The sequence below is a fragment of the Blattabacterium cuenoti genome (genome assembly GCF_014252435.1).
Lineage (GTDB): Bacteria > Bacteroidota > Bacteroidia > Flavobacteriales > Blattabacteriaceae > Blattabacterium > Blattabacterium cuenoti_X.
Window position 1 is genome coordinate 266,955 of record NZ_CP059220.1, and the last position, 19,396, is coordinate 286,350.

The 19,396-nt window shown below is 27.1% G+C and carries 17 protein-coding genes and 2 tRNA genes; 10 read left to right on the forward strand and 9 right to left on the reverse strand.

Features of this window, described 5'->3' with window-relative positions:
- The first annotated feature begins 65 nt into the window (after nt 1–65).
- The 4 genes from trmD (at nt 66) to truB (ending at nt 4,444) form a co-directional block, all read left to right on the forward strand.
- Nucleotides 66–725, forward strand: a complete 660-nt coding sequence (gene trmD, locus H0H35_RS01245; RefSeq protein ID WP_185883140.1) for a tRNA (guanosine(37)-N1)-methyltransferase TrmD — start codon at nt 66–68, stop codon at nt 723–725.
- Nucleotides 726–978: 253 nt separating this feature from the next.
- Nucleotides 979–2,922, forward strand: a complete 1,944-nt coding sequence (gyrB, locus tag H0H35_RS01250; RefSeq protein ID WP_185883141.1) for a DNA topoisomerase (ATP-hydrolyzing) subunit B — start codon at nt 979–981, stop codon at nt 2,920–2,922.
- A gap of 11 nt (nt 2,923–2,933) precedes the next feature.
- Nucleotides 2,934–3,734: an undecaprenyl-diphosphate phosphatase gene (locus H0H35_RS01255; RefSeq protein WP_185883142.1), complete on the forward strand. Its 801-nt coding sequence runs from the start codon at nt 2,934–2,936 to the stop codon at nt 3,732–3,734.
- On the forward strand, nt 3,731–4,444 hold the full coding sequence (gene truB, locus H0H35_RS01260) for a tRNA pseudouridine(55) synthase TruB (protein WP_238892372.1): 714 nt from the start codon (nt 3,731–3,733) through the stop codon (nt 4,442–4,444). Before H0H35_RS01255 ends, truB begins: the two co-directional genes overlap by 4 nt.
- Before the next feature lie 17 nt (nt 4,445–4,461).
- Here truB and rpsP read toward each other — a convergent pair whose 3' ends face one another.
- Entirely contained in the window at nt 4,462–4,800 is a 339-nt protein-coding gene (rpsP, locus tag H0H35_RS01265) for a 30S ribosomal protein S16 (protein WP_185883143.1), read from the reverse strand.
- 113 nt (nt 4,801–4,913) lie between these two features.
- Between rpsP and H0H35_RS01270 the strand changes: the two genes are divergently transcribed.
- The 4 genes from H0H35_RS01270 to H0H35_RS01285 all read left to right on the forward strand — a co-directional run bounded on the left by H0H35_RS01270 (nt 4,914) and on the right by H0H35_RS01285 (nt 7,613).
- Nucleotides 4,914–4,984 (forward strand) — tRNA-Gln (locus H0H35_RS01270).
- 53 nt (nt 4,985–5,037) lie between these two features.
- Nucleotides 5,038–6,435, forward strand: a complete 1,398-nt coding sequence (locus tag H0H35_RS01275; protein WP_185883144.1) for a dicarboxylate/amino acid:cation symporter — start codon at nt 5,038–5,040, stop codon at nt 6,433–6,435.
- Nucleotides 6,436–6,441: 6 nt separating this feature from the next.
- A complete protein-coding gene (locus H0H35_RS01280) occupies nt 6,442–7,518 on the forward strand; it encodes a diphosphomevalonate/mevalonate 3,5-bisphosphate decarboxylase family protein (RefSeq protein WP_185883145.1) in 1,077 nt (358 codons plus the stop codon).
- 20 nt (nt 7,519–7,538) lie between these two features.
- Nucleotides 7,539–7,613, forward strand: a tRNA-His gene (locus H0H35_RS01285).
- A gap of 20 nt (nt 7,614–7,633) precedes the next feature.
- Here the strand turns inward: H0H35_RS01285 and H0H35_RS01290 are convergent.
- Entirely contained in the window at nt 7,634–8,827 is a 1,194-nt protein-coding gene (locus tag H0H35_RS01290; RefSeq protein ID WP_185883146.1) for a pyridoxal phosphate-dependent aminotransferase, read from the reverse strand.
- Nucleotides 8,828–9,486: 659 nt separating this feature from the next.
- Here H0H35_RS01290 and H0H35_RS01295 point away from each other — a divergent pair.
- Entirely contained in the window at nt 9,487–10,452 is a 966-nt protein-coding gene (locus H0H35_RS01295) for an amidohydrolase family protein (RefSeq protein WP_185883147.1), read from the forward strand.
- A 5-nt stretch (nt 10,453–10,457) separates the two neighbouring features.
- On the opposite strand, the gene lysS is transcribed toward H0H35_RS01295, so the two are convergent.
- Entirely contained in the window at nt 10,458–11,945 is a 1,488-nt protein-coding gene (gene lysS / locus H0H35_RS01300) for a lysine--tRNA ligase (protein WP_185883148.1), read from the reverse strand.
- 70 nt (nt 11,946–12,015) lie between these two features.
- On the opposite strand from lysS, the gene lipB reads away from it, so the two are divergent.
- Nucleotides 12,016–12,693 carry a lipoyl(octanoyl) transferase LipB gene (gene lipB, locus H0H35_RS01305; RefSeq protein ID WP_185883149.1) on the forward strand — a complete coding sequence of 226 codons (678 nt, stop codon included), beginning with the start codon at nt 12,016–12,018 and terminating at the stop codon, nt 12,691–12,693.
- A gap of 20 nt (nt 12,694–12,713) precedes the next feature.
- Here the strand turns inward: lipB and mtaB are convergent, their stop codons facing one another.
- From mtaB to metK, 6 genes are read right to left on the reverse strand one after another with little or no spacing between them, the layout of a single operon-like run.
- On the reverse strand, nt 12,714–14,036 hold the full coding sequence (gene mtaB / locus H0H35_RS01310) for a tRNA (N(6)-L-threonylcarbamoyladenosine(37)-C(2))-methylthiotransferase MtaB (RefSeq protein ID WP_238892373.1): 1,323 nt from the start codon (nt 14,034–14,036) through the stop codon (nt 12,714–12,716).
- Nucleotides 14,037–14,056: 20 nt separating this feature from the next.
- Complete coding sequence (locus tag H0H35_RS01315) at nt 14,057–14,689, reverse strand: peroxiredoxin (protein ID WP_185883150.1); 633 nt, start codon at nt 14,687–14,689, stop codon at nt 14,057–14,059.
- Nucleotides 14,690–14,737: 48 nt separating this feature from the next.
- Nucleotides 14,738–16,588, reverse strand: a complete 1,851-nt coding sequence (dnaG, locus tag H0H35_RS01320; protein ID WP_185883151.1) for a DNA primase — start codon at nt 16,586–16,588, stop codon at nt 14,738–14,740.
- Between the two features lie 24 nt (nt 16,589–16,612).
- Nucleotides 16,613–17,269: a ribulose-phosphate 3-epimerase gene (gene rpe, locus H0H35_RS01325; RefSeq protein ID WP_185883152.1), complete on the reverse strand. Its 657-nt coding sequence runs from the start codon at nt 17,267–17,269 to the stop codon at nt 16,613–16,615.
- 57 nt (nt 17,270–17,326) lie between these two features.
- The gene (locus H0H35_RS01330) at nt 17,327–18,124 is read right to left on the reverse strand and encodes an enoyl-ACP reductase FabI (RefSeq protein WP_185883153.1); all 798 of its coding nucleotides are present in this window, start codon (nt 18,122–18,124) and stop codon (nt 17,327–17,329) included.
- A gap of 8 nt (nt 18,125–18,132) precedes the next feature.
- The gene (gene metK / locus H0H35_RS01335) at nt 18,133–19,389 is read right to left on the reverse strand and encodes a methionine adenosyltransferase (protein ID WP_185883154.1); all 1,257 of its coding nucleotides are present in this window, start codon (nt 19,387–19,389) and stop codon (nt 18,133–18,135) included.
- Nucleotides 19,390–19,396 lie beyond the last annotated feature (7 nt).

Here is a 19,396-nt window from a genome sequence, read left to right on the forward strand (position 1 = left end):
GTAGATTTTTTTTACTAGTTTCATAATTAGATTATTAGTCAAAATGTATCTTATTAAACAAAATTATGCGTATAGATATTGTTTGTGTCAAACCAGAAATTCTTTCTAGTCCATTTTATCATTCAGTTATAAAAAAAGCAATCAATAAAGGATATATCGATATCATTATTCATGATCTTAAAGAATATGGATTAGGGAAATATAAAAAAATAGATGATTATCCTTATGGAGGTGGATCTGGTATGGTTATTAGAATAGAACCAGTTGATCAATGCTTTTCTAAACTATTATCAAAAAGAAATTATGATGAAATAATTTTTATGACTCCAGACGGTGATCTATTTTCGCAAAAATATGCAAAATATTTAATCAAAAAGAAAAATATTATCATTCTATGTGGACGCTACAAAGGAATTGACCAAAGGATTCGAGATCATTTGATTTCTAAAGAAATTTCTATTGGAAAATACATTTTATCTGGAGGAGAATTAGCTTCTGCCATTTTAGTTGATACTTTAGTGAGATTATTACCTGGAGTGATTAAAAATAAAGAATCTATTCTTACAGATTCATTCCAAAAAGAATCTAATTTTATATCTCCTCCCATTTATACTCGTCCAGTCATTTATAAAGGATGGAAAGTTCCAAACATACTTTTATCGGGACACCATAAGAAAATCAAACATTGGTTAGAAGAAATGGAACAATTACAAAAAATCAAATAATTTGTTTCCAAAAACTGTTGATCATACATTGTTTCATATTGTATGATATAATTTGATTTACTTTTTTCATATCAAGGTATTTTTACCGTAAAATTGTATACATTTTTTATAAAAATGATTGATTTTTATAAAAAAAATGCTTTTTTACAACATTTTTTTCTTATAAGAAAATATTAATATCAAAATATTTTTTCTATATTTAGATTTGTTTCATAAATTTTTAGAAGAAAAAAACTCTAAAAAATTGTATTTGATGATTAAACAAAATAATAAAAATACTGATCCAAATTATACAGCAGATAGTATTCAATCTTTAGAAGGAATAGAACATATCAGGTTAAGACCTTCTATGTATATTGGAGATGTTGGAATTAGAGGATTACATCATTTAGTGTACGAAGTAATTGATAATTCAGTTGATGAATCTTTAGCTGGTTTTTGTAATAAAATATGGGTTACGATCGGAAAAGACGGATATATAACAGTACTTGATAATGGAAGGGGTATTCCAATTGATATCCACAAAAAAGAAGGAATATCTGCTTTAGAAGTAGTGATGACTAAAATCGGAGCAGGAGGAAAATTTGACAAAAATTCTTATAAAATATCGGGTGGATTACATGGAGTAGGAATTTCTTGTGTAAATGCTCTGTCCCAAAAACTTATAGTCACCATATATCGTGATAGAAAGATTTATAGACAAGAGTATTTGAAAGGAAAAGCAGTTTATCCTGTAAAATTATTAGGTAAAACGGATATGCGAGGAACAAAAATTCATTATATAGTAGATCATGATATTTTTCAATATACAAAATATAAATTTGAAATTATAGCTAATAGGTTAAAAGAGCTTTCTTTTTTAAACAAAGGATTACATCTATTTTTGATAGATGAAAAAAATTATACAAAAAAACATTTTTTTTCAAAAAATGGATTAAAAGAATACTTACTTATTTTAAATAAAAATCAAAACCCTTTAACAAGGGATACTCTTTTTATTGAGGGAGAAAAGAATAACACTAGAGTAGAAGTCGCTATGTTATATAATTCTTCTTTTCAAGAAAAAATTTATTCTTATGTGAATAATATTAATACTTTTGAAGGAGGAACTCACATTACTGGATTTAGAAGATCCTTAACAAGGACATTAAAAAAATATACAGAAAGTTATAGTCGATTTTCTCATAATAAAGAGAAAATAGAATTTACAGGAGATGATTTTAGAGAAGGTCTAACAGCTATTGTTTCTGTTCGTATCACACATCCTCAATTTGAAGGACAAACGAAAACTAAATTAAGTAATCATGAAGTAGGTGGTGTAGTAGATAAAATTGTAGGAAAAGCATTTCACATTTTTTTAGAAGAACATCCAAGTGATAGAAAAAAAATTATTGATAAAATTATTCTATCCGCCAAAGCGCGTCAAGCTGCAAGAAAAGCTCGCGAATTAATACAAAAAAAAAATCCCCTAGTTAATAGTATATTACCTGGAAAACTTTCCGATTGTTCTTCAAATAATCCAGAACATTGTGAAATATATTTGGTAGAAGGAGATTCTGCAGGAGGTACGGCAAAACAAGGTAGAGATAGAAAATTTCAAGCAATTTTACCACTACGAGGTAAAATACTCAATGTAGAAAAATCGGTTCAATATAAAATATTTGAAAATGAAGAAATAAAAAATATATTTACTTCTTTAGGTGTTACTATTGGAACGGATGAATATCAAAAAGTTTTAAACGTTCAAAAACTTAGATATAACAAGATTATTATTATGACCGATGCAGATATAGATGGAAGTCATATTGCTACTTTAATATTAACTCTTTTTTTTCGTTATATGAGACCCCTCATAGAAAATGGACATATTTATATAGCAACACCTCCACTATACTTTATTCGAAAAGGACCCCACCATCAATACGCTTGGAATGAAAAAGAAAGAAATCATATCATTGATCAATTTGGGGGCGATAGAAAATTGATGAACATACAACGTTATAAAGGGTTAGGAGAAATGAATGCAGATCAACTTTGGGAAACGACAATGAATCCAAAAAAAAGAACTCTACGTAAGGTTCATATAGAAAATTATTCCAAAGCGGATAAAACGTTTTCTATTCTTATGGGTGATGAAGTTCCACCACGAAGACATTTTATAGAAAAAAATGCAATTTATGCAAATATAGATGTTTAACATTGGTTTCCATGAATTATATTCAATCAGTTATATTAGGTGTTATTGAAGGAATAACGGAGTTTTTTCCTATTTCTTCTACAGGTCATATGATTATTGCTGCTTATTTGATGAGAATATTAGATGATAGAATCACGAATTTATTCCTTACTTCTGTTCAAATTGGATCCATTTTATCGATCATATTTTTATATAGAAAAAAAATTTTTTTTCAAAAATTTAATTTTTACTTCAAAATTTTTATTTCTAGTTTTCCTATATGTATTTTAGGTTTTTTAGTTCAAAAAAAAACCGATATATTTTTTGATAATCCATTAATAGTTGCTATATCTCTTTTTATAGGAGGTCTCATCATTTTACAATCTGAAAATTTGTATGAAAAAAACATTTTGGATAAAACCACCCATATTACTTATTACAAAGCTTTTATAATTGGATTATTTCAATGTATTTCTTTAATACCAGGTACTTCTAGAAGTGCTTCCACTATTATATCTTGTATGTTACAAAATATTAACAGAATAGCATCTATCGAATTTTCTTTTTTTTTATCTATTCCGGTTATTATTATTGCTACATGTAAGAAATTATTTGATTATTATTATTCAATGGATTTTTATTTTTTTTTCAAAGAAATGAAATTTTTATTATTAGGTAATACGATATCTTTTTTTACATCCATTATGTCCGTAAAATATTGTATGAAATATTTAAAAAATCATAGTTTTAGATTATTTGGATATTATAGAATTTTTCTAAGTATCATTTTTTTGATGATACATTATTTGGTTCAACCTATTCAAAAATTTTGATAGAATTTTTATCAGAAATCCAAGATGGACAAATAATTCTAATCGATAAACCATGGGGTTGGACATCTTTTCATGTTGTGAAAACAATTAAAAAATATATCCATAATATTCATAGAATAAAAAAAGTACTCAAAATTGGACATGCTGGGACTTTAGATCCTCTTGCTACAGGATTATTAATTATCCTTATTGGTCCGTGTACTAAAAAAATGAATATTATTCAAAATTATAAAAAATGTTATACAGGTATCATTAAATTAGGATGCGAAACTTCATCTTATGATTCCGAAACTGAAGAATATAATTTTTCGTCCTTTTCACATATCACTCCTAAATTGATTCAGGAAACATCTAATCAATTTATAGGAAGAATTCAACAATATCCTCCTTATTTTTCTGCTTTAAAAAAGAAAGGAAAAAAATTTTATGAATATTCCAGAAATGGGGAAAAAATGGATTTTATACAATCTAGATGTATAGAAATTGATAAATTTCATATTTTAAAAATCAGTATTCCATATATAAAATTTTTCATCCAATGTGGAAAAGGGACTTATATTCGATCTATAGCTAAAGATTTTGGAATTGCTCTAGAAAGTCGAAGTTATTTGCTTTCTCTAAGAAGAGAAAGTATAGGTCATTTTTCAATAAATAGTAGTTATAACATCAACCAAATCATTCATTTTCTTGTGAATAAAAAAAAATTATAATGAATTTTTATATAAGATTAAATTTTATATTTTTTATACCAAACATCAAATTTTTTATGAGCTTCTTCATGAGTAAATGCTCCTTTTTTTACGCCTTCTAATAAATGTTTTTGAAGTAGTACTCCCTTTTTGGAAAAAATAGATTTGACCGTATTTGTAGGTTGAGCTCCTTTCATTAACCAAGAGATCGCACTTTTTATTTTTAATACCGTTGAAGGTGGATTTGTATGAGGATTATAATTTCCTATTTTTTCAATAAATTTTCCATCTCGTGGAGAACGAGAATCCGTTACAATGATATGATAAATAGGTTTATGTTTTTTTCCAATTCTTTGTAAACGTATTTTAACTGACATAATTTATAAAAGTTTTGAATGATCAAAAAATGATTAAAGTTCATAAAGCAATCCAAATTTAGATATAATTATCATGTTTTTGAAAAAAAATGGTATATATTTACATTTTTCATAGACCCGTTGTGTAACGGTAGCACAGCAGATTTTGGTTCTGTTAGTTGGGGTTCGAGTCCCTACGGGTCTGTTGCTTGCTTTTTTTGAATACTTTTTTTTTGGAGATATATCGAATTTTATAAAATGAGTATTGAAATGAATATAAAGAAAGAAACAATTTTATTTATTGCTTTTATTAGTGTTTGTACTTATATATTTCTTCATATTTTCAGGGATTTTCTAGAACTAAATCAGTTCAGTCTTTGCATATTTAGATATCTAGTTATATCTTTTTTTATTTTATATGCTATACTAAAAAAAGATTTAACTACTTGGATTTTAATATCCATGATGATAGGAATAGAATTGGGATTAGACCAACCCAAGATCGCAGTAGAATTACGTTTTTTATCTCAAATATTTTTGAGATTGATCAAAACGATCATAGCTCCTATCTTATTTTCAACTTTAGTAGTTGGAATAGCAAGTCATTCTAATATTAAACAGCTAGGTAATATGGGATGGAAGTCTTTATTATATTTTGAAATAGTAACGACTTTAGCTTTATTTGTTGGACTTATTGCTATTAATATATCTCAAGCTGGAGTAGGAATTGTCATTCCTTCAGGAATAACAGAACAAATTCTTCCTAAAGTACACAAAACATCTTGGCAAGATACGATTATTCATGTTTTTCCAGAAAATTTGATAAAATCCATATATCATGGAGATGTTTTATCTATTGTTCTATTTTCCGTTATATTCGGAACGTCTATGGTTTTTTTAGATGAAAAAAAGAGGAATCCTATTTTAACATTTGCAGAAAGCCTGTCAGAAATTATGTTTAAATTCACAAAAATCATCATGTATTTTGCTCCAATAGGAGTAGGATCTGCTATAGCCTATACAGTAGGTAACATGGGATTAGATGTCTTGTTCAATTTATTTCAATTATTGTTAACTCTTTATCTAGCTTTATTTATTTTTTTATTAGTTGTTTTTTTACCTATTCTTTTATGGATAAAAGTTCCATTGAAAGGTTTTATCAAAGCATTATCTGAACCGGTTTCATTAGCTTTTGCTACTACAAGTTCCGAATCTGCATTACCTATACTTATGGAAAATTTAGAAAAACTAGGAGTTCCGAAAAAAATTGTTGCTTTTGTTATTCCTACAGGATATAGTTTTAATTTAGATGGGACTACTTTATATTTATCTTTATCTACTGTTTTTGTGGCACAGGCTTCTGGAATACCGTTGAGCTTAAGTCAGCAAATATTTATTGGATTAACTTTAATTTTAACTAGCAAAGGAGTAGCGGGAGTGCCTCGAGCTTCTTTAGTCATTCTTTTAGGTACTGTAGCTACTTTTGGATTACCTAACTGGCCCATATTAGCTATTGTCGGTATTGATGAATTAATGGATATGGCTAGAACGACTGTTAATGTGATAGGTAATGGATTAGCTAGTTGTGTCATAGCTCGTTCTGAAGGAGAATTAGATGATAAAAAAATGTTAGATTATATAAAAAAAGATTTGTAATTGATTTTGAATTCGGAAAATAATGGTTTCTTTTTTAGCAAAAAAAAATATTTCATAGAATCAAATGGAACAGTTACAAAAAAAAGCCATTCTAATATAGCTTTGATCAAATATTGGGGAAAACATACAAAAGAAATTCAAATACCTTTGAATTCATCCATTAGTTATTCACTTGAACAAGTTTATACCGTGACACGGCTTATTTATTATATGAAAAAAAAAAAATCCAAAAATTTTTCTTTAAAAATTTTCCTATCCGGAGAAAAAAAAAATATTTTTCTTCAAAAAATTCGAAATTTTTTTCATAGAATTGCATATTATTGTTCTTATTTACAAGATTACAATTTTATCATAGAAACCCATAATACTTTTCCCCATAGTTGTGGAATAGCTTCTTCTGCATCGTCTATTAGTGCTTTGTCATTATGTATCATGGAAATTGAAAAAAAATTGGGGTCTTTTTTGACAAAAGAATTTTTTTTCAAAAAAGCTTCTTTTTTGTCCAGATTAGGTTCTGGTAGTGCTTGTCGATCTATTTATTCTGGATTAGTTGTTTGGGGATATCATAAATATATAAAAGGAAGTAGTAATCTTTATTCTATCAGATATCCATATCAAGTACATCCTATTTTTACAAAAATGTTAGATACTATATTAATAGTAGATGAAAAACCAAAAAAAATTCTGAGTTCAAAAGGACATCAATTAATGAATCGTCATCCTTATGCAAAAGAAAGGTTTAAATATGCTAATCAAAATATGAATCGTATGATATCAATATTAAAAACTGGAGATTTACCAGAATTTGGCAAGTTAGTAGAATATGAATCATTAACACTTCATGCAATGATGATGACATCAAATCCATATTATTTATGTATGAAACCAAATACTTTAAGCGTTATTCATACTTTATGGGATTTCAGAATAGAAAGCAAAAAAAATATTTATTTTAGTCTTGATGCGGGAGCTAATGTCCATTTATTATACCCTATTCAAGAAAAAACATCCATATCAAAATGGATTAATAGCGATCTTTTATCTTACTGTAAACAAATTATTACAAGCTTTTGTATTTATTAGTTATATTTGTATGATTCATGGTGGACGTAGCTCAGTTGGTTTAGAGCATCAGATTGTGGTTCTGAGGGGCGCCGGTTCGAATCCGGTCGTTCACCCTTCGATTTTTTTTAGAAATCTAAATATTTAATGTGGATTTAATTCTTGTAAAAGCTTCGATTATTTTATCCTCTGATGATGCATAGGAAATTCGTAAAAAATTATCATTACCAAAAGCACTTCCACTGACAGTCGCTACTTGACTTTGATCAAGTAACAATTCAGATAATTCATCTGCATTATGAATACGTTTTCCATGTAACGTTTTTCCAAAAAAATAGGATACATTTGGAAAAATATAAAAAGCTCCTTTAGGTTTATTAAATTCGAATCCATGTATTTCCTTCATCATATCTAATACTAGATTTCTTCTTTTTTTAAATTCTATAATCATATATTTTATTTTACTTGGACAAGATTTTAATGCAGATACAGCGGCTCTTTGTGCTATAGAATTTGTACAAGATGTCATTTGACCCTGTATTTTATCACAAGAATTCACTATCCATTCTGGAGCTCCAATATACCCAATTCTCCATCCAGTCATTGAAAATGATTTCGATAATCCATTGACTGTTATGACTTGAGGATATATATCTGAAAATATTCCAATACTAGTAGGATGTTTTTTATCATAATGGATATGTTCATAAATTTCATCGGATAAAACCATGATATTCGGATATTTTTGTAAAATTTTAGATAGTTCTTTCAATTCTTGATAAGAATATACACTTCCTGTAGGATTACATGGGGTACTCAAAATGAATAATTTTGTTTTATTTGTTATCGACTTTTCTAATTGTTCTGGTTGAATTTTAAAATGATGATCCATACTTGTTTGAATGATAACGGGAATCGATTCACAAAATTTTACCATTTGAAAATAACTAACCCAATAAGGAGATGGAATGATCACTTCATCATTTTTATTAAGTAAAGATAACAAAACATTCATAATAGATTGTTTTGCTCCAGTCGATACTATAATTTGAGAAGGGTTATATCTTAAATTATTATCACGATAAAATTTTTCGCATATAACTTCTTTCAAATCTGAATATCCAGAAACTGGTGTATAATAGTGATATCCATCATCTATAGCTTTTTTAGATGCATTTAAAACAAAATCAGGTGGCAAAAAATCAGGTTCTCCTAAACTTAAATTAATAATATCATATCCTTTACTTTTTAAATATCGAGCTTTTGCTGACATAGATATTGTTTGTGAATATGATAGGTTTTGTAAACGATGGGACAATCTATTTTTCATAGATAGAAAATTTGAAATGAATACAAATCTAAATAAATTTAGAAATAAATTGATTTATATTTCCATTATGGAATAGATGAAAAAATATTATACCAATTAATTCAATCAAACAACTAATCTATGAAAAATGTTTGTATACATATTGTAATACATATATTAACGTTTGATAACATTGGATAATGTTTATCCAAAACATGTTTTTTTACATTTATGAATAGAAAAAGTATTGAAATATTTTTTTTGTATCATTGATGATGAAATTAGGAACATAGATGCCAATAGGTCCATTATCTATCACCTAAAATTAAATGTTGATTAGTAGATGATGTAGACAAAAATATTCAAATTGGACAACAAATCATATATCATATTCATTTTCAAAATACACATACTATTTGTATACAATAAGAATAAATTCAAAAAAAAATTATATTTTGGGAATACCATAGATATATCAACAATAATATACTATTCATAGTTGAATAACAATTTATTTTAAAAAAAAACAATTATAAAACTGAAAACGGATCATTATATTTTCAAGATGTCAACATAATTGTTGAAATGAATAGGATAAATCATGCAATTTTTTTGACACTAAATAAGTCATTTATATTTCCCATATTTAAAATAATAATATGATGAAAGTGATTTCAAAAATGAATTTAAAAAAAATATTGATAGACAAAATAAAACAATCAGGTGGATGGGTCAATGCTCATTCTCATTTAGATAGAGCATATACCCTGACAAAAAAAAATTTCAAATACTCGTATTTTTCTTTGAAAAAAAAATGGTATTTAGTCGACGATATGAAACGTTTATCTACCCAAGAAGATATTTATATGCGCATGGAAAAAGCTTTAGAAAATTTTTTAATACAAGGTACACAAGCTTTGTGTTCATTTATTGATGTAGATGAAATTATTGAAGATCGTGCTTTAAAAGCTGCTCAAAAGTTGCAAAAAAATTATGAAAATTCTATCAAAATTTGTTTTGCAAATCAAGTTCTAAAAGGTGTTTTGGATAAAAATGCTCAATATTGGTTTGAAAAATCAGTTGATTTCGTGGATATTATTGGTGGATTACCTGCAAAAGATGATGGAAAGGAAAATCAACACTTAGATTTGTTATTGAAAACAGCAAAAAAAAATGGAAAAATAGTACATGTTCATGTAGATCAATTTAATTCTAATCAAGAAAAAGAAACAGAAAAATTAGCAAAAAAAACAATTGAACATGGTATGCAAGGAAAAGTAGTCGCTGTACATAGTATTTCTTTAGCCGCACATTCCAAATATTATCGTTATCACACATATCAATTAATGAAAAAAGCAAATTTAATGGTCATATCTTGTCCAATTGCTTGGATAGATCATAATAGAAATGAATTGTTAACTCCAAATCACAATTCTATCACACCAGTAGATGAAATGGTTCCTGAAGGGATTATCGTCGCTATAGGAACTGATAATATATCTGATATATACAAACCGTTTTCCGATGGAGATCTTTGGATAGAACTACGTGTAATGTTAGAAGCTTGTCACTATTATAATATTGATCAATTAGTAAAAATTGCTACAGTAAATGGATTGAAAGTATTAGGATTGAAACAAACATAAATTTTTTATTTTTCTGGACGCATTTGTGGAAAAAATAAAACTTCTTGAATCGAATCTTTTTTAGTAAGTAACATCACTAATCGATCGATTCCAATTCCAACTCCTGCAGTAGGAGGCATTCCAAATTCTAAAGCACGTATAAAATCCTTATCCAGATAAAAATTTTCATCATGATTCCTATTTTTTTCCTGTGATTCTATTTGTGTTTTCAAACGATTTAGTTGATCAATAGGATCGTTTAGTTCTGAATAAGCATTTGCAATTTCTTGTCCATTTACTATAAGTTCAAAACGTTCCGATAAATTTTGTTTTACCCGATGTTTTTTAGTTAAAGGACTCATGTATAATGGATAATCAATAATAAATGTTGGATTCACATAGTGCATTTTACATTTTTCTTCAAAAATATTTTCAATCAGTTTATCTTTTCTCATTTTTTCATTTTCTTCTATGGATAATTTTCTGCATATATTTCTCAATTCTTTTTTTTCCATATTTTTTATATCAAATCCAGTATATTTTTGAATCGAATCTAATATAGGAATACGTGGTATAGGAGAATGGAATGGTATACTATTTTTTTCTTGAAATTTTTTGAAAATTTGTTCCATAAACCTTTCTATAAAATTCATCATCCAATAATAATCTTTATAAGCAACATAAAGTTCTAAAACAGTAAATTCTGGATTATGAACACGATCCATCCCTTCATTTCTAAAATTTTTAGAAAATTCATATACACCATGAAATCCTCCTACTATAAGTCTTTTTAAATAAAGTTCATTAGCTATTCGTAAATATAGTGGTATTCCAAGTGCATTATGATAAGTCATAAATGGTCGAGCTATAGCTCCACCTGGTATAGATTGTAATATTGGAGTCTCTACTTCTAGATATTCCTTTTGATTCAAAAAATTTCTTATTTCTTGTATAATTTGAGTTCGTTTTACGAAAGTATTTTTTATATGATCGTTGACTATCAAATCGACGTAACGCATACGATAACGCTGTTCTACATTGGTAAATTCATCATATATTTTTTTTTTATTATCTTGTTTGACTTGTGGTAAAGGACGTATCGATTTAGATAACAAAGTAAACTTTTGAACATATATAGTCATTTCTTTCATCTTAGTTTTGAATAAAAAACCTTGTATTCCAATAATATCTCCTATATCTAGGAGTTTTTTTATAAAAATGTCATAAACTTTATCCTTTTCTATTTTATCCAAAAGTAAATGATTCTTCTTCAAATATATTTGAATACTACCCGTATGATCCTTAATTTCTCCAAAAGATGCTTTTCCTAAAATACGCAAACGCATTAATCGTCCTGCTATACTAATTTCTTTTTTTTCTATGAACTCATCTTTTATCTTACGAACAGTAGTAGTAATGATATATTCTTCTGAAGGATAAGGATCTATTCCCAGTGTTTTTAATTGATCTAGTTTTTTTCTTCGTATAATTTGTTGTTCTGATAAATAGAGCATAGATTTCTATATAAAATGAAAGAAATGAAGGTACATTTGTTTTTTTTATTATATAAATTTTCAAAAAAATATGGATAAAAAAAAACTTGTTTTTGAAGACTTAGGAAAAAAAGAATATGAAAAAACATGGAATTATCAAAAAAAGTTGTTTAATAATATGATAAAAAGGAAACATTATTCTTCTAAAGAAGTAGGATATATTCTTTTTGTAGAACACCATCATCATGTATATACAATAGGAAAAAATGGAAACAAGAAAACCAACTTATTAGTTTCATCGGATTTTTTAAAAAAAAAACAGGTTTCGTTTTATCATATAGATAGAGGTGGAGATATTACTTATCATGGACCAGGTCAATTAATTGTATATCCAATTTTAGATTTAGAATATTTTTTCAAAGATATTCATAAATATCTTCGTTTTTTAGAAGAGGTTATTATCCATTTTTTATGGAGTAATTACAAAATTCATGGAATCAGAGAAAAAGGGAAAACTGGAGTATGGTTAAATAATCAAAAAAAAATATGTGCTATGGGAATTAGAATCAGTCGTTGGATTACCATGCATGGATTTGCTTTAAATGTGAATACAAATCTGAATTATTTCAATTATATCATTCCTTGTGGAATTCAAAATAGAAAAGTCACTTCTTTAAAAGAGTTTTTCAAAAAAAAAGTTTCATTTCATGAAGTAAAATATCAAATTAAAAAATCTTTTGAAAAAATATTTAATGTGGATATGATATGAAAACATTCACAAAATGAAAATTAATTGAATGGATTGGCTATCACAATTCCATCTTTATCTATTTCCGTTAGAATCACATTTTGTAACGTATTATGATAATATATTGGCTTTATTAATTTTTTCAGAATTTTAGTTCTAATATAATTTTCTGTATAACCATATAAATATTTTTTATTGTTAGTCGACTTTTCAAAAAGTACTGTCTTTTTTGTGAAAATTTGCATTTCACAAAAAATACGGTACTTTTTATATGAAAGTATTCTCAATACTTTATTCCGTTTATTTTTAATTTTTTTAGATACGTGTCCTGACATAGAAATAGATTTTGTATATGGTCTTGGAGAATAAGTAAATATATGAAGATATGAAAGGTCTAATTTTTCCAAAAATTGATATGTTTCATAAAAATGTTGATGTTTTTCTCCAGGAAATCCAACAATAACATCTGAACCTATACAAGCTTCAGGATTGGATTGTTTGATTCTATATATTTTTTCTTGATACAGTTCTCTATTATAACGTCTTGACATAGATCCTAAAATCGTATTACTACCCGATTGTAACGGAATATGAAAATGAGGTACAAAACATTTACTTTTGGATAAAAAATCAATAAGTTCGTTTTTTAACAAATTAGGTTCTATGGATGATAAACGTATTCTTACTTTTTCTTTTATTTGATCTTCTATCATTTTGATTAAATCGAAAAATGTATATGTATGACTACTTTTAGTATATATTTTTTCTTGATAATCTCCAATATTTATTCCGGTAAAAACAATTTCTTTCACTCCTTTGTTTATGAGAAAATGAATATTATTCAATATATTTTCTATTTTTTCAGATCTTGAAGGTCCCCTAGATCTAGGAATCACACAATAATTACATTTGTAATCACATCCATCCTGTATTTTTAGAAAAGAACGAGATCTATGATCTCCCGCAATAGAAAATGAAGGAAAATAAGAATATTTTTTCTTTTCTGTTTTCGTAATATTCTTTTTTTTTTTAGAAATATAATCTATTATTCGAGATTTTTCTTCATATCTTAAAACTAAACTCACTCCCATAATAGATGATACTTCTTTATAATTAAGTTGCGCATAGCATCCTATTGCTATAATAAAGGCTTTCGAATTCATACTCTTTGCTTTACGAACTAACATTCGAAATTTGATTTCGGCATTTCTAGTTACGGAACAACTGTTAATTACATAAATATCAGCATAGCTTTTAAAAGAAACGTGTTTATAATATAAATTGGAAAACTTTCTAGATATAGTTGATGTTTCCGCATAATTCAACTTACATCCTATAGTATAAAATGCAACTTTTTGTTTCAATACTTTTTGAATATTTTATTTTAATATGACAAATAATCTATAATTCCCTCACGATTGGCTTTCATGGTTTTTTCTCCCTTTTTCCAATTTGCTGGACAAACTTCTCCACTTTTTTCATGATGTTGAATCGCATCGATCATACGAATCGCTTCATTCACATTTCTACCGAAAGGAAAATCATTGATTAAAATATGTCGTATAATTCCTAATTTATCGATTATAAATAAACCTCTATAAGCAATTAACTCTCCCGATACTTTCCATTTTTCATTTTTGTTGCAATAATGAAAATTTCCAGATAAAACTCCATAATCATATGATATAGTTTTATTGATATCCGAAACAATAGGATAAGTGACTCCCAATATGCCTCCTTCTTCTTTTGGAGTATGTAACCAGGCCCAATGAGACTGTTCCGAATCTGTAGATACGGCTATCATTTGTACATTCCTTATTTCAAAATCTTTTATTTTGTTTTGAAAAGCATATATCTCTGTAGGACAAACAAATGTAAAATCTTTTGGATAAAAAAAAAGCAATACATATTTTTTACCTTGAAATCGTTCTAAAGTAAAATCTTGTATCAAATCTTTTCCATTTAATACTGCATTAGCGGTAAAGTTCGGTGCTTTTTGAGATATCAAATTTTTCATTACTCTTTATTTATATATAATTGCGAATTTATAAAAAAATTTGTATGATCATACATACCTATGTAATTTTTTAAAAATTTTATTTTTCATATTTGTTAAATACATAATCTTTTTTATAACACATTTACTATTGTTGATATGTTTGATATTATCAATTTCTTTTTGAATTAATTTTAAAATATATAAAGATTTATATTTTAATAAAATGTCATCTACATATTGATGCAGATGATCTTCTTCCGAAGGAATTTGAATTCCTTTTTTTTTCCATTTTGATAATAGATTCCATTTTTTGTTTTGGTTTTGTCCTGTAAAAGGAACACTTTTTTTCAAAAAAATATTTTGGTTTTCTTTCGAAATAAAAGATATTTTCCAATATTTGAAAAAATGAAGTAATCGTTCAAAAACGGTCATCAGTTTTCCATCTATTTTGATTGTTTTATTCCCATGATTTAAAATTAATTCTATTAATTTTTTTTCTAGGAAAATTACGACATCTTTTTCATGATTGTTTAATTTGATTTGAAAATTATATTTTTCATTATCACTATTTTGAATAATCAAACTATGAATACTTTTTTTTCGATTAGTTGATTGTTTTTTATTGATTCTTTCCAATTCAAAAATTAAAATATCTTGACGTATGTTTAGTATTCTAGAAGCCTCTTGCAAGAATAATTCTCTCTGTATGAGATTCCATATTTTTGATATACTATGCAAAATACTATCAACTAAAAATGATTTTTTCACTGGATCATCACTATAGAATTCACTAAATATTTTTTTTTTAAAAGAAATAAAATTATAACTATGTCGATCCAAAAAATGTTTTAATTCCATATGAGAATATTGTTTCGATATCAAATCAGGATCATATCCTTTAGGGACCGATAGTAAACGCAAATTCATTCCTTGTTCTAATATCATATTAATAGATCTCAAAGAAGCTTTGATTCCGGAATAATCTCCATCATAAAAAATGATGATATTTTTTGTGAATTTCTTAATCAATGATATTTGATAGATAGTGAGTGAAACTCCAGAAGAAGAAACTACATTTTTGATTCCTGATTGGTGTAAAGAAATAACATCAGTATACCCTTCCACTAAATAACACAAGTTTTCTTTTAAAATATATTTTTTAGATTGAAATAAACCATATAATGTTTTTCCTTTTTGGAAAATATCGCTTTCCGATGAATTCATATATTTTATATGACAAGATCCATCATCAATATTTCTTCCACCAAAACCAATAATTTTTCCGGACCAATCGTGTATTGGGAACATGATTCGTTTGCGAAAACGATCAAAATGATTGTTATTTTTTCTCGGAACAGTCAAACCAGATTTGATGAGATCCGATAGAATAAACCCTTTTTTCAAAGCTTCTTCAGTAAATGTTCTCCAATAATTGAGAGCATATCCCAATTGAAATTCTTGAATAATTTCCGATTTAAACCCTCTTTTTTGAATTAAATAATCCAATCCAATATCTTTCCCCTCTTTTGTTGAATATAATTGCTTGATAAATACATATTTTGCATACTTTTGTATAGTATATAGTTTATCATAATTCTTATCATTCTCATTTTTTTCATGAAATTCTTCATTATAAAGTTCAATATGATATTTCTTAGCTAAATAGGATAATGATTCTTCATAAGAAAAATGTTCATGTTCCATAAGAAAAGTAATAATGTTTCCACCTTTTCCAGAACTAAAATCTTTCCATATTTTTTTTATAGGAGAAACGATAAAAGAAGGATTTTTTTCCCTTGAAAAGGGGCTTAACCCTCTATAATTTAATCCACTTCTTCTTAATTGTACAAAATCTCCAATCACATCTTCTATACAAGAAGAAGAAAGTATTTTCTCTTTCATTTTTTTCGAAATCATGATTTTTCTTTTTTTTCTTGATTATTATAATCCTCCAAATTTCATTTGACGAATAATTTTTTTTGGATGAGAATTGGAAAAAATTGTAGATCCTGATACTAAGATATCTGCTCCATTATCGAACAATAAAGAAGAATTTTCTACATTCACTCCTCCATCAATTTCTATAAGAGCAGAAGAATCTTTTTTTAATATTAAATCTTTAGTTTCTTTTAATTTCTGATATGTTTGTTCGATGAACTTTTGTCCACATGAACCAGGATTGACACTCATCAATAGAACAAAATCAACATCATTGATCACGTCTTGTAAAAGAAATATTGGAGTATGTGGATTCACAGCTATACCCACTTTCATTCCATATTCTTTAATATAAGAAATTGTTTTATGTAAATGAATACAAGTTTCGTAATGAATATGCAAATGATTCGCTCCACTATTTTTGAATTCTTGTATGAAACATTCTGGACGAAGAATCATTAAATGAACATCTATTGGTTTATTAGTGTATTTTTTTACATATTTTGTAAATAAAGATCCGAAAGATATATTCGAAACAAAAGATGTATCCATAATATCAATATGGAACCAATCTGCTTCACTGTTATTTAACATTTCTATATCACGATATAAAAATGCTAAATCAGCTGAAATTAAAGATGGAGCTATAATTTTTTTCATGTTTCCTTTAAGATAACAATAATTTTATTCCGTATTATCACGATTTGATAGAATCGATCATTTGATCATTTCACTCAATCCAGTACTAGAAAATCCACCATCATGATATAGGTTTTGCATTGTGACTTTTCTCGTTAAATCCGAAAAAAGTGTAATAATATAATTAGCACAATCTTGTGATGTAGCGTTTCCTAATGGAGATATTTTTTCAGACATCATCATAAATTGTTGTAATCCTTGAATCGATTTTGAAGATCGGGTTACACAGGGTGATTGTGATATTGTATTTACCCTAACTTTTTTCTCCTTTCCCCAATAGTAACCAAAATTTCGTGTGATACTTTCTAAATAACATTTATAATCCGACATATCTCCGTAATGAGGAAAACATCGTTGAGAAGCAATATAAGTCAATGCGACAATCGATCCCCATTTTTTCATGGCTTGTTTTTCCCATGCAACTTTCATAATTTTATGAAAGGAAACAGCAGAAATATCCCATCCTTTTTTTAAAAATTCATAATTGATACAAGGATATGTGAAACCCTTTCTTAGGTTAATGGACATTGCAATAGAATGTAACAAAAAATCAATCTTACCTCCAAAATGAATCAACGCCTTATCAAACAACATATGAAGATCCGAAATCGACGTTGCATCTGCAGGTATCATCATAGAATTCGTTTTTTCAGACAATTTATGAATATTTCCAATTCTTAAAGAAGCTGGAGTATTAGTTAATACTAATATTGCTTTTTCTTCATGTGCACGTTCTGCTACTTTCCAAGCAATTGAATCTTCATCTAATGCTCCAAATATAATTCCTTTTTTTCCAATCAATAAATTGTAAGACATAAAAAAAACTAATTTTTTAATTTAAAAATATCTTGTATTATTGGTATATAATCTAATTTTTCCCATGTAAAAAGTTCTACATCTTTTCTTATTTGATTTCCTTTATCATCCCAAAAAAATTTGGAAACTTTTTTGGGAATTCTGCCCATATGTCCATAAACCGAAGTTTCTTCATACATGGGGTGACGCAATTTTAATCTTTGTTCTATATCGTATGGCCGTAAGTCAAATATTTTTTTTATATTCGATGTAATGAATTCATTGCTCATTGATGACGTACCATAAGTATTGACAAAAACATTGATGGGATTGGAATAACCTGCTGCATAAGATATTTGTACCAACAATTCATCCGAAACTCCTGCAGCTACAATATTTTTTGCTATATGTCTAGCTGCATAAGCACCGGATCTATCCATTTTAGATGGATCTTTTCCAGAAAATGATCCACCTCCATGAGAACCTTTTCCTCCATAAGTATCCACAATAATCTTTCTTCCAGTTAGTCCGGTGTCTCCATGAGGACCTCCTATTATAAATCTACCAGTCGAATTCACTCTATATTTAGTTCGATGTGTAAATAGATTTTTGATATTTTTGGATAAAAAATTTTGTATTACTCTAGGTATTAAAATATTTTTTACATCAAAAATCATTTTCTTGTTCATTTTTTCTTGGGTATCAAATTCGTCATGTTGAATCGAAAGTCCTACCGTATGAATCCTAATTGGAATATTATATGGAGAATATTCTATAGTAATTTGAGATTTAGCATCTGGACGTAAGTAAGTCATTGCTATTCCTTCTTTTCTAATGAATGATAGTTCTTTCAATAAATGATGGCATATTTCTAACGATAAAGGAATATAATTATTTGTTTCTTTAATAGCATAACCAAAAACAATACATTGATCTACAGATTTTATGTCTTCTTTTCTCAAATTCTGAAATCCCTTTACTAAATCAGGAGATTGTTCTTGAATAGATGATAATATTCCACAAGAATCTGCATGAAATTTGTATTCATTTCTTGTATATCCTATTTTTCGTAAAATATTTCTAGCTATTTTTTGAATATTTACAAATGTTTTAGAATGTACTTCTCCAGCTATTATGATTTGCCCAGTTGTAACTAAAGTTTCGATTGCCGTTCTGGATGATGAATCGTTTGCCAAAAAATGATCCAATATAGCATCTGATATTTGATCGGATATTTTATCGGGATGTCCTTCGGAAACAGATTCACTGGTAAATAAGTAAGACATTATATCA

Excerpts from the sequence above, each read along its gene's own strand:
- trmD (WP_185883140.1), top strand. The coding sequence starts at position 66 with ATGCGTATAGATATTGTTTGTGTCAAACCAGAAATTCTTTCTAGTCCA.
- lysS (WP_185883148.1), bottom strand. The coding sequence starts at position 11,945 with ATGCTCTATTTATCAGAACAACAAATTATACGAAGAAAAAAACTAGAT.
- H0H35_RS01315 (WP_185883150.1), bottom strand. The coding sequence starts at position 14,689 with ATGAAAAATTTGATATCTCAAAAAGCACCGAACTTTACCGCTAATGCA.
- gyrB (WP_185883141.1), top strand. The coding sequence starts at position 979 with ATGATTAAACAAAATAATAAAAATACTGATCCAAATTATACAGCAGAT.
- rpe (WP_185883152.1), bottom strand. The coding sequence starts at position 17,269 with ATGAAAAAAATTATAGCTCCATCTTTAATTTCAGCTGATTTAGCATTT.
- lipB (WP_185883149.1), top strand. The coding sequence starts at position 12,016 with ATGGATAAAAAAAAACTTGTTTTTGAAGACTTAGGAAAAAAAGAATAT.
- H0H35_RS01275 (WP_185883144.1), top strand. The coding sequence starts at position 5,038 with ATGAGTATTGAAATGAATATAAAGAAAGAAACAATTTTATTTATTGCT.
- rpsP (WP_185883143.1), bottom strand. The coding sequence starts at position 4,800 with ATGTCAGTTAAAATACGTTTACAAAGAATTGGAAAAAAACATAAACCT.
- H0H35_RS01255 (WP_185883142.1), top strand. The coding sequence starts at position 2,934 with ATGAATTATATTCAATCAGTTATATTAGGTGTTATTGAAGGAATAACG.
- H0H35_RS01290 (WP_185883146.1), bottom strand. The coding sequence starts at position 8,827 with ATGAAAAATAGATTGTCCCATCGTTTACAAAACCTATCATATTCACAA.
- metK (WP_185883154.1), bottom strand. The coding sequence starts at position 19,389 with ATGTCTTACTTATTTACCAGTGAATCTGTTTCCGAAGGACATCCCGAT.
- H0H35_RS01295 (WP_185883147.1), top strand. The coding sequence starts at position 9,487 with ATGAATTTAAAAAAAATATTGATAGACAAAATAAAACAATCAGGTGGA.
- H0H35_RS01330 (WP_185883153.1), bottom strand. The coding sequence starts at position 18,124 with ATGTCTTACAATTTATTGATTGGAAAAAAAGGAATTATATTTGGAGCA.
- dnaG (WP_185883151.1), bottom strand. The coding sequence starts at position 16,588 with ATGATTTCGAAAAAAATGAAAGAGAAAATACTTTCTTCTTCTTGTATA.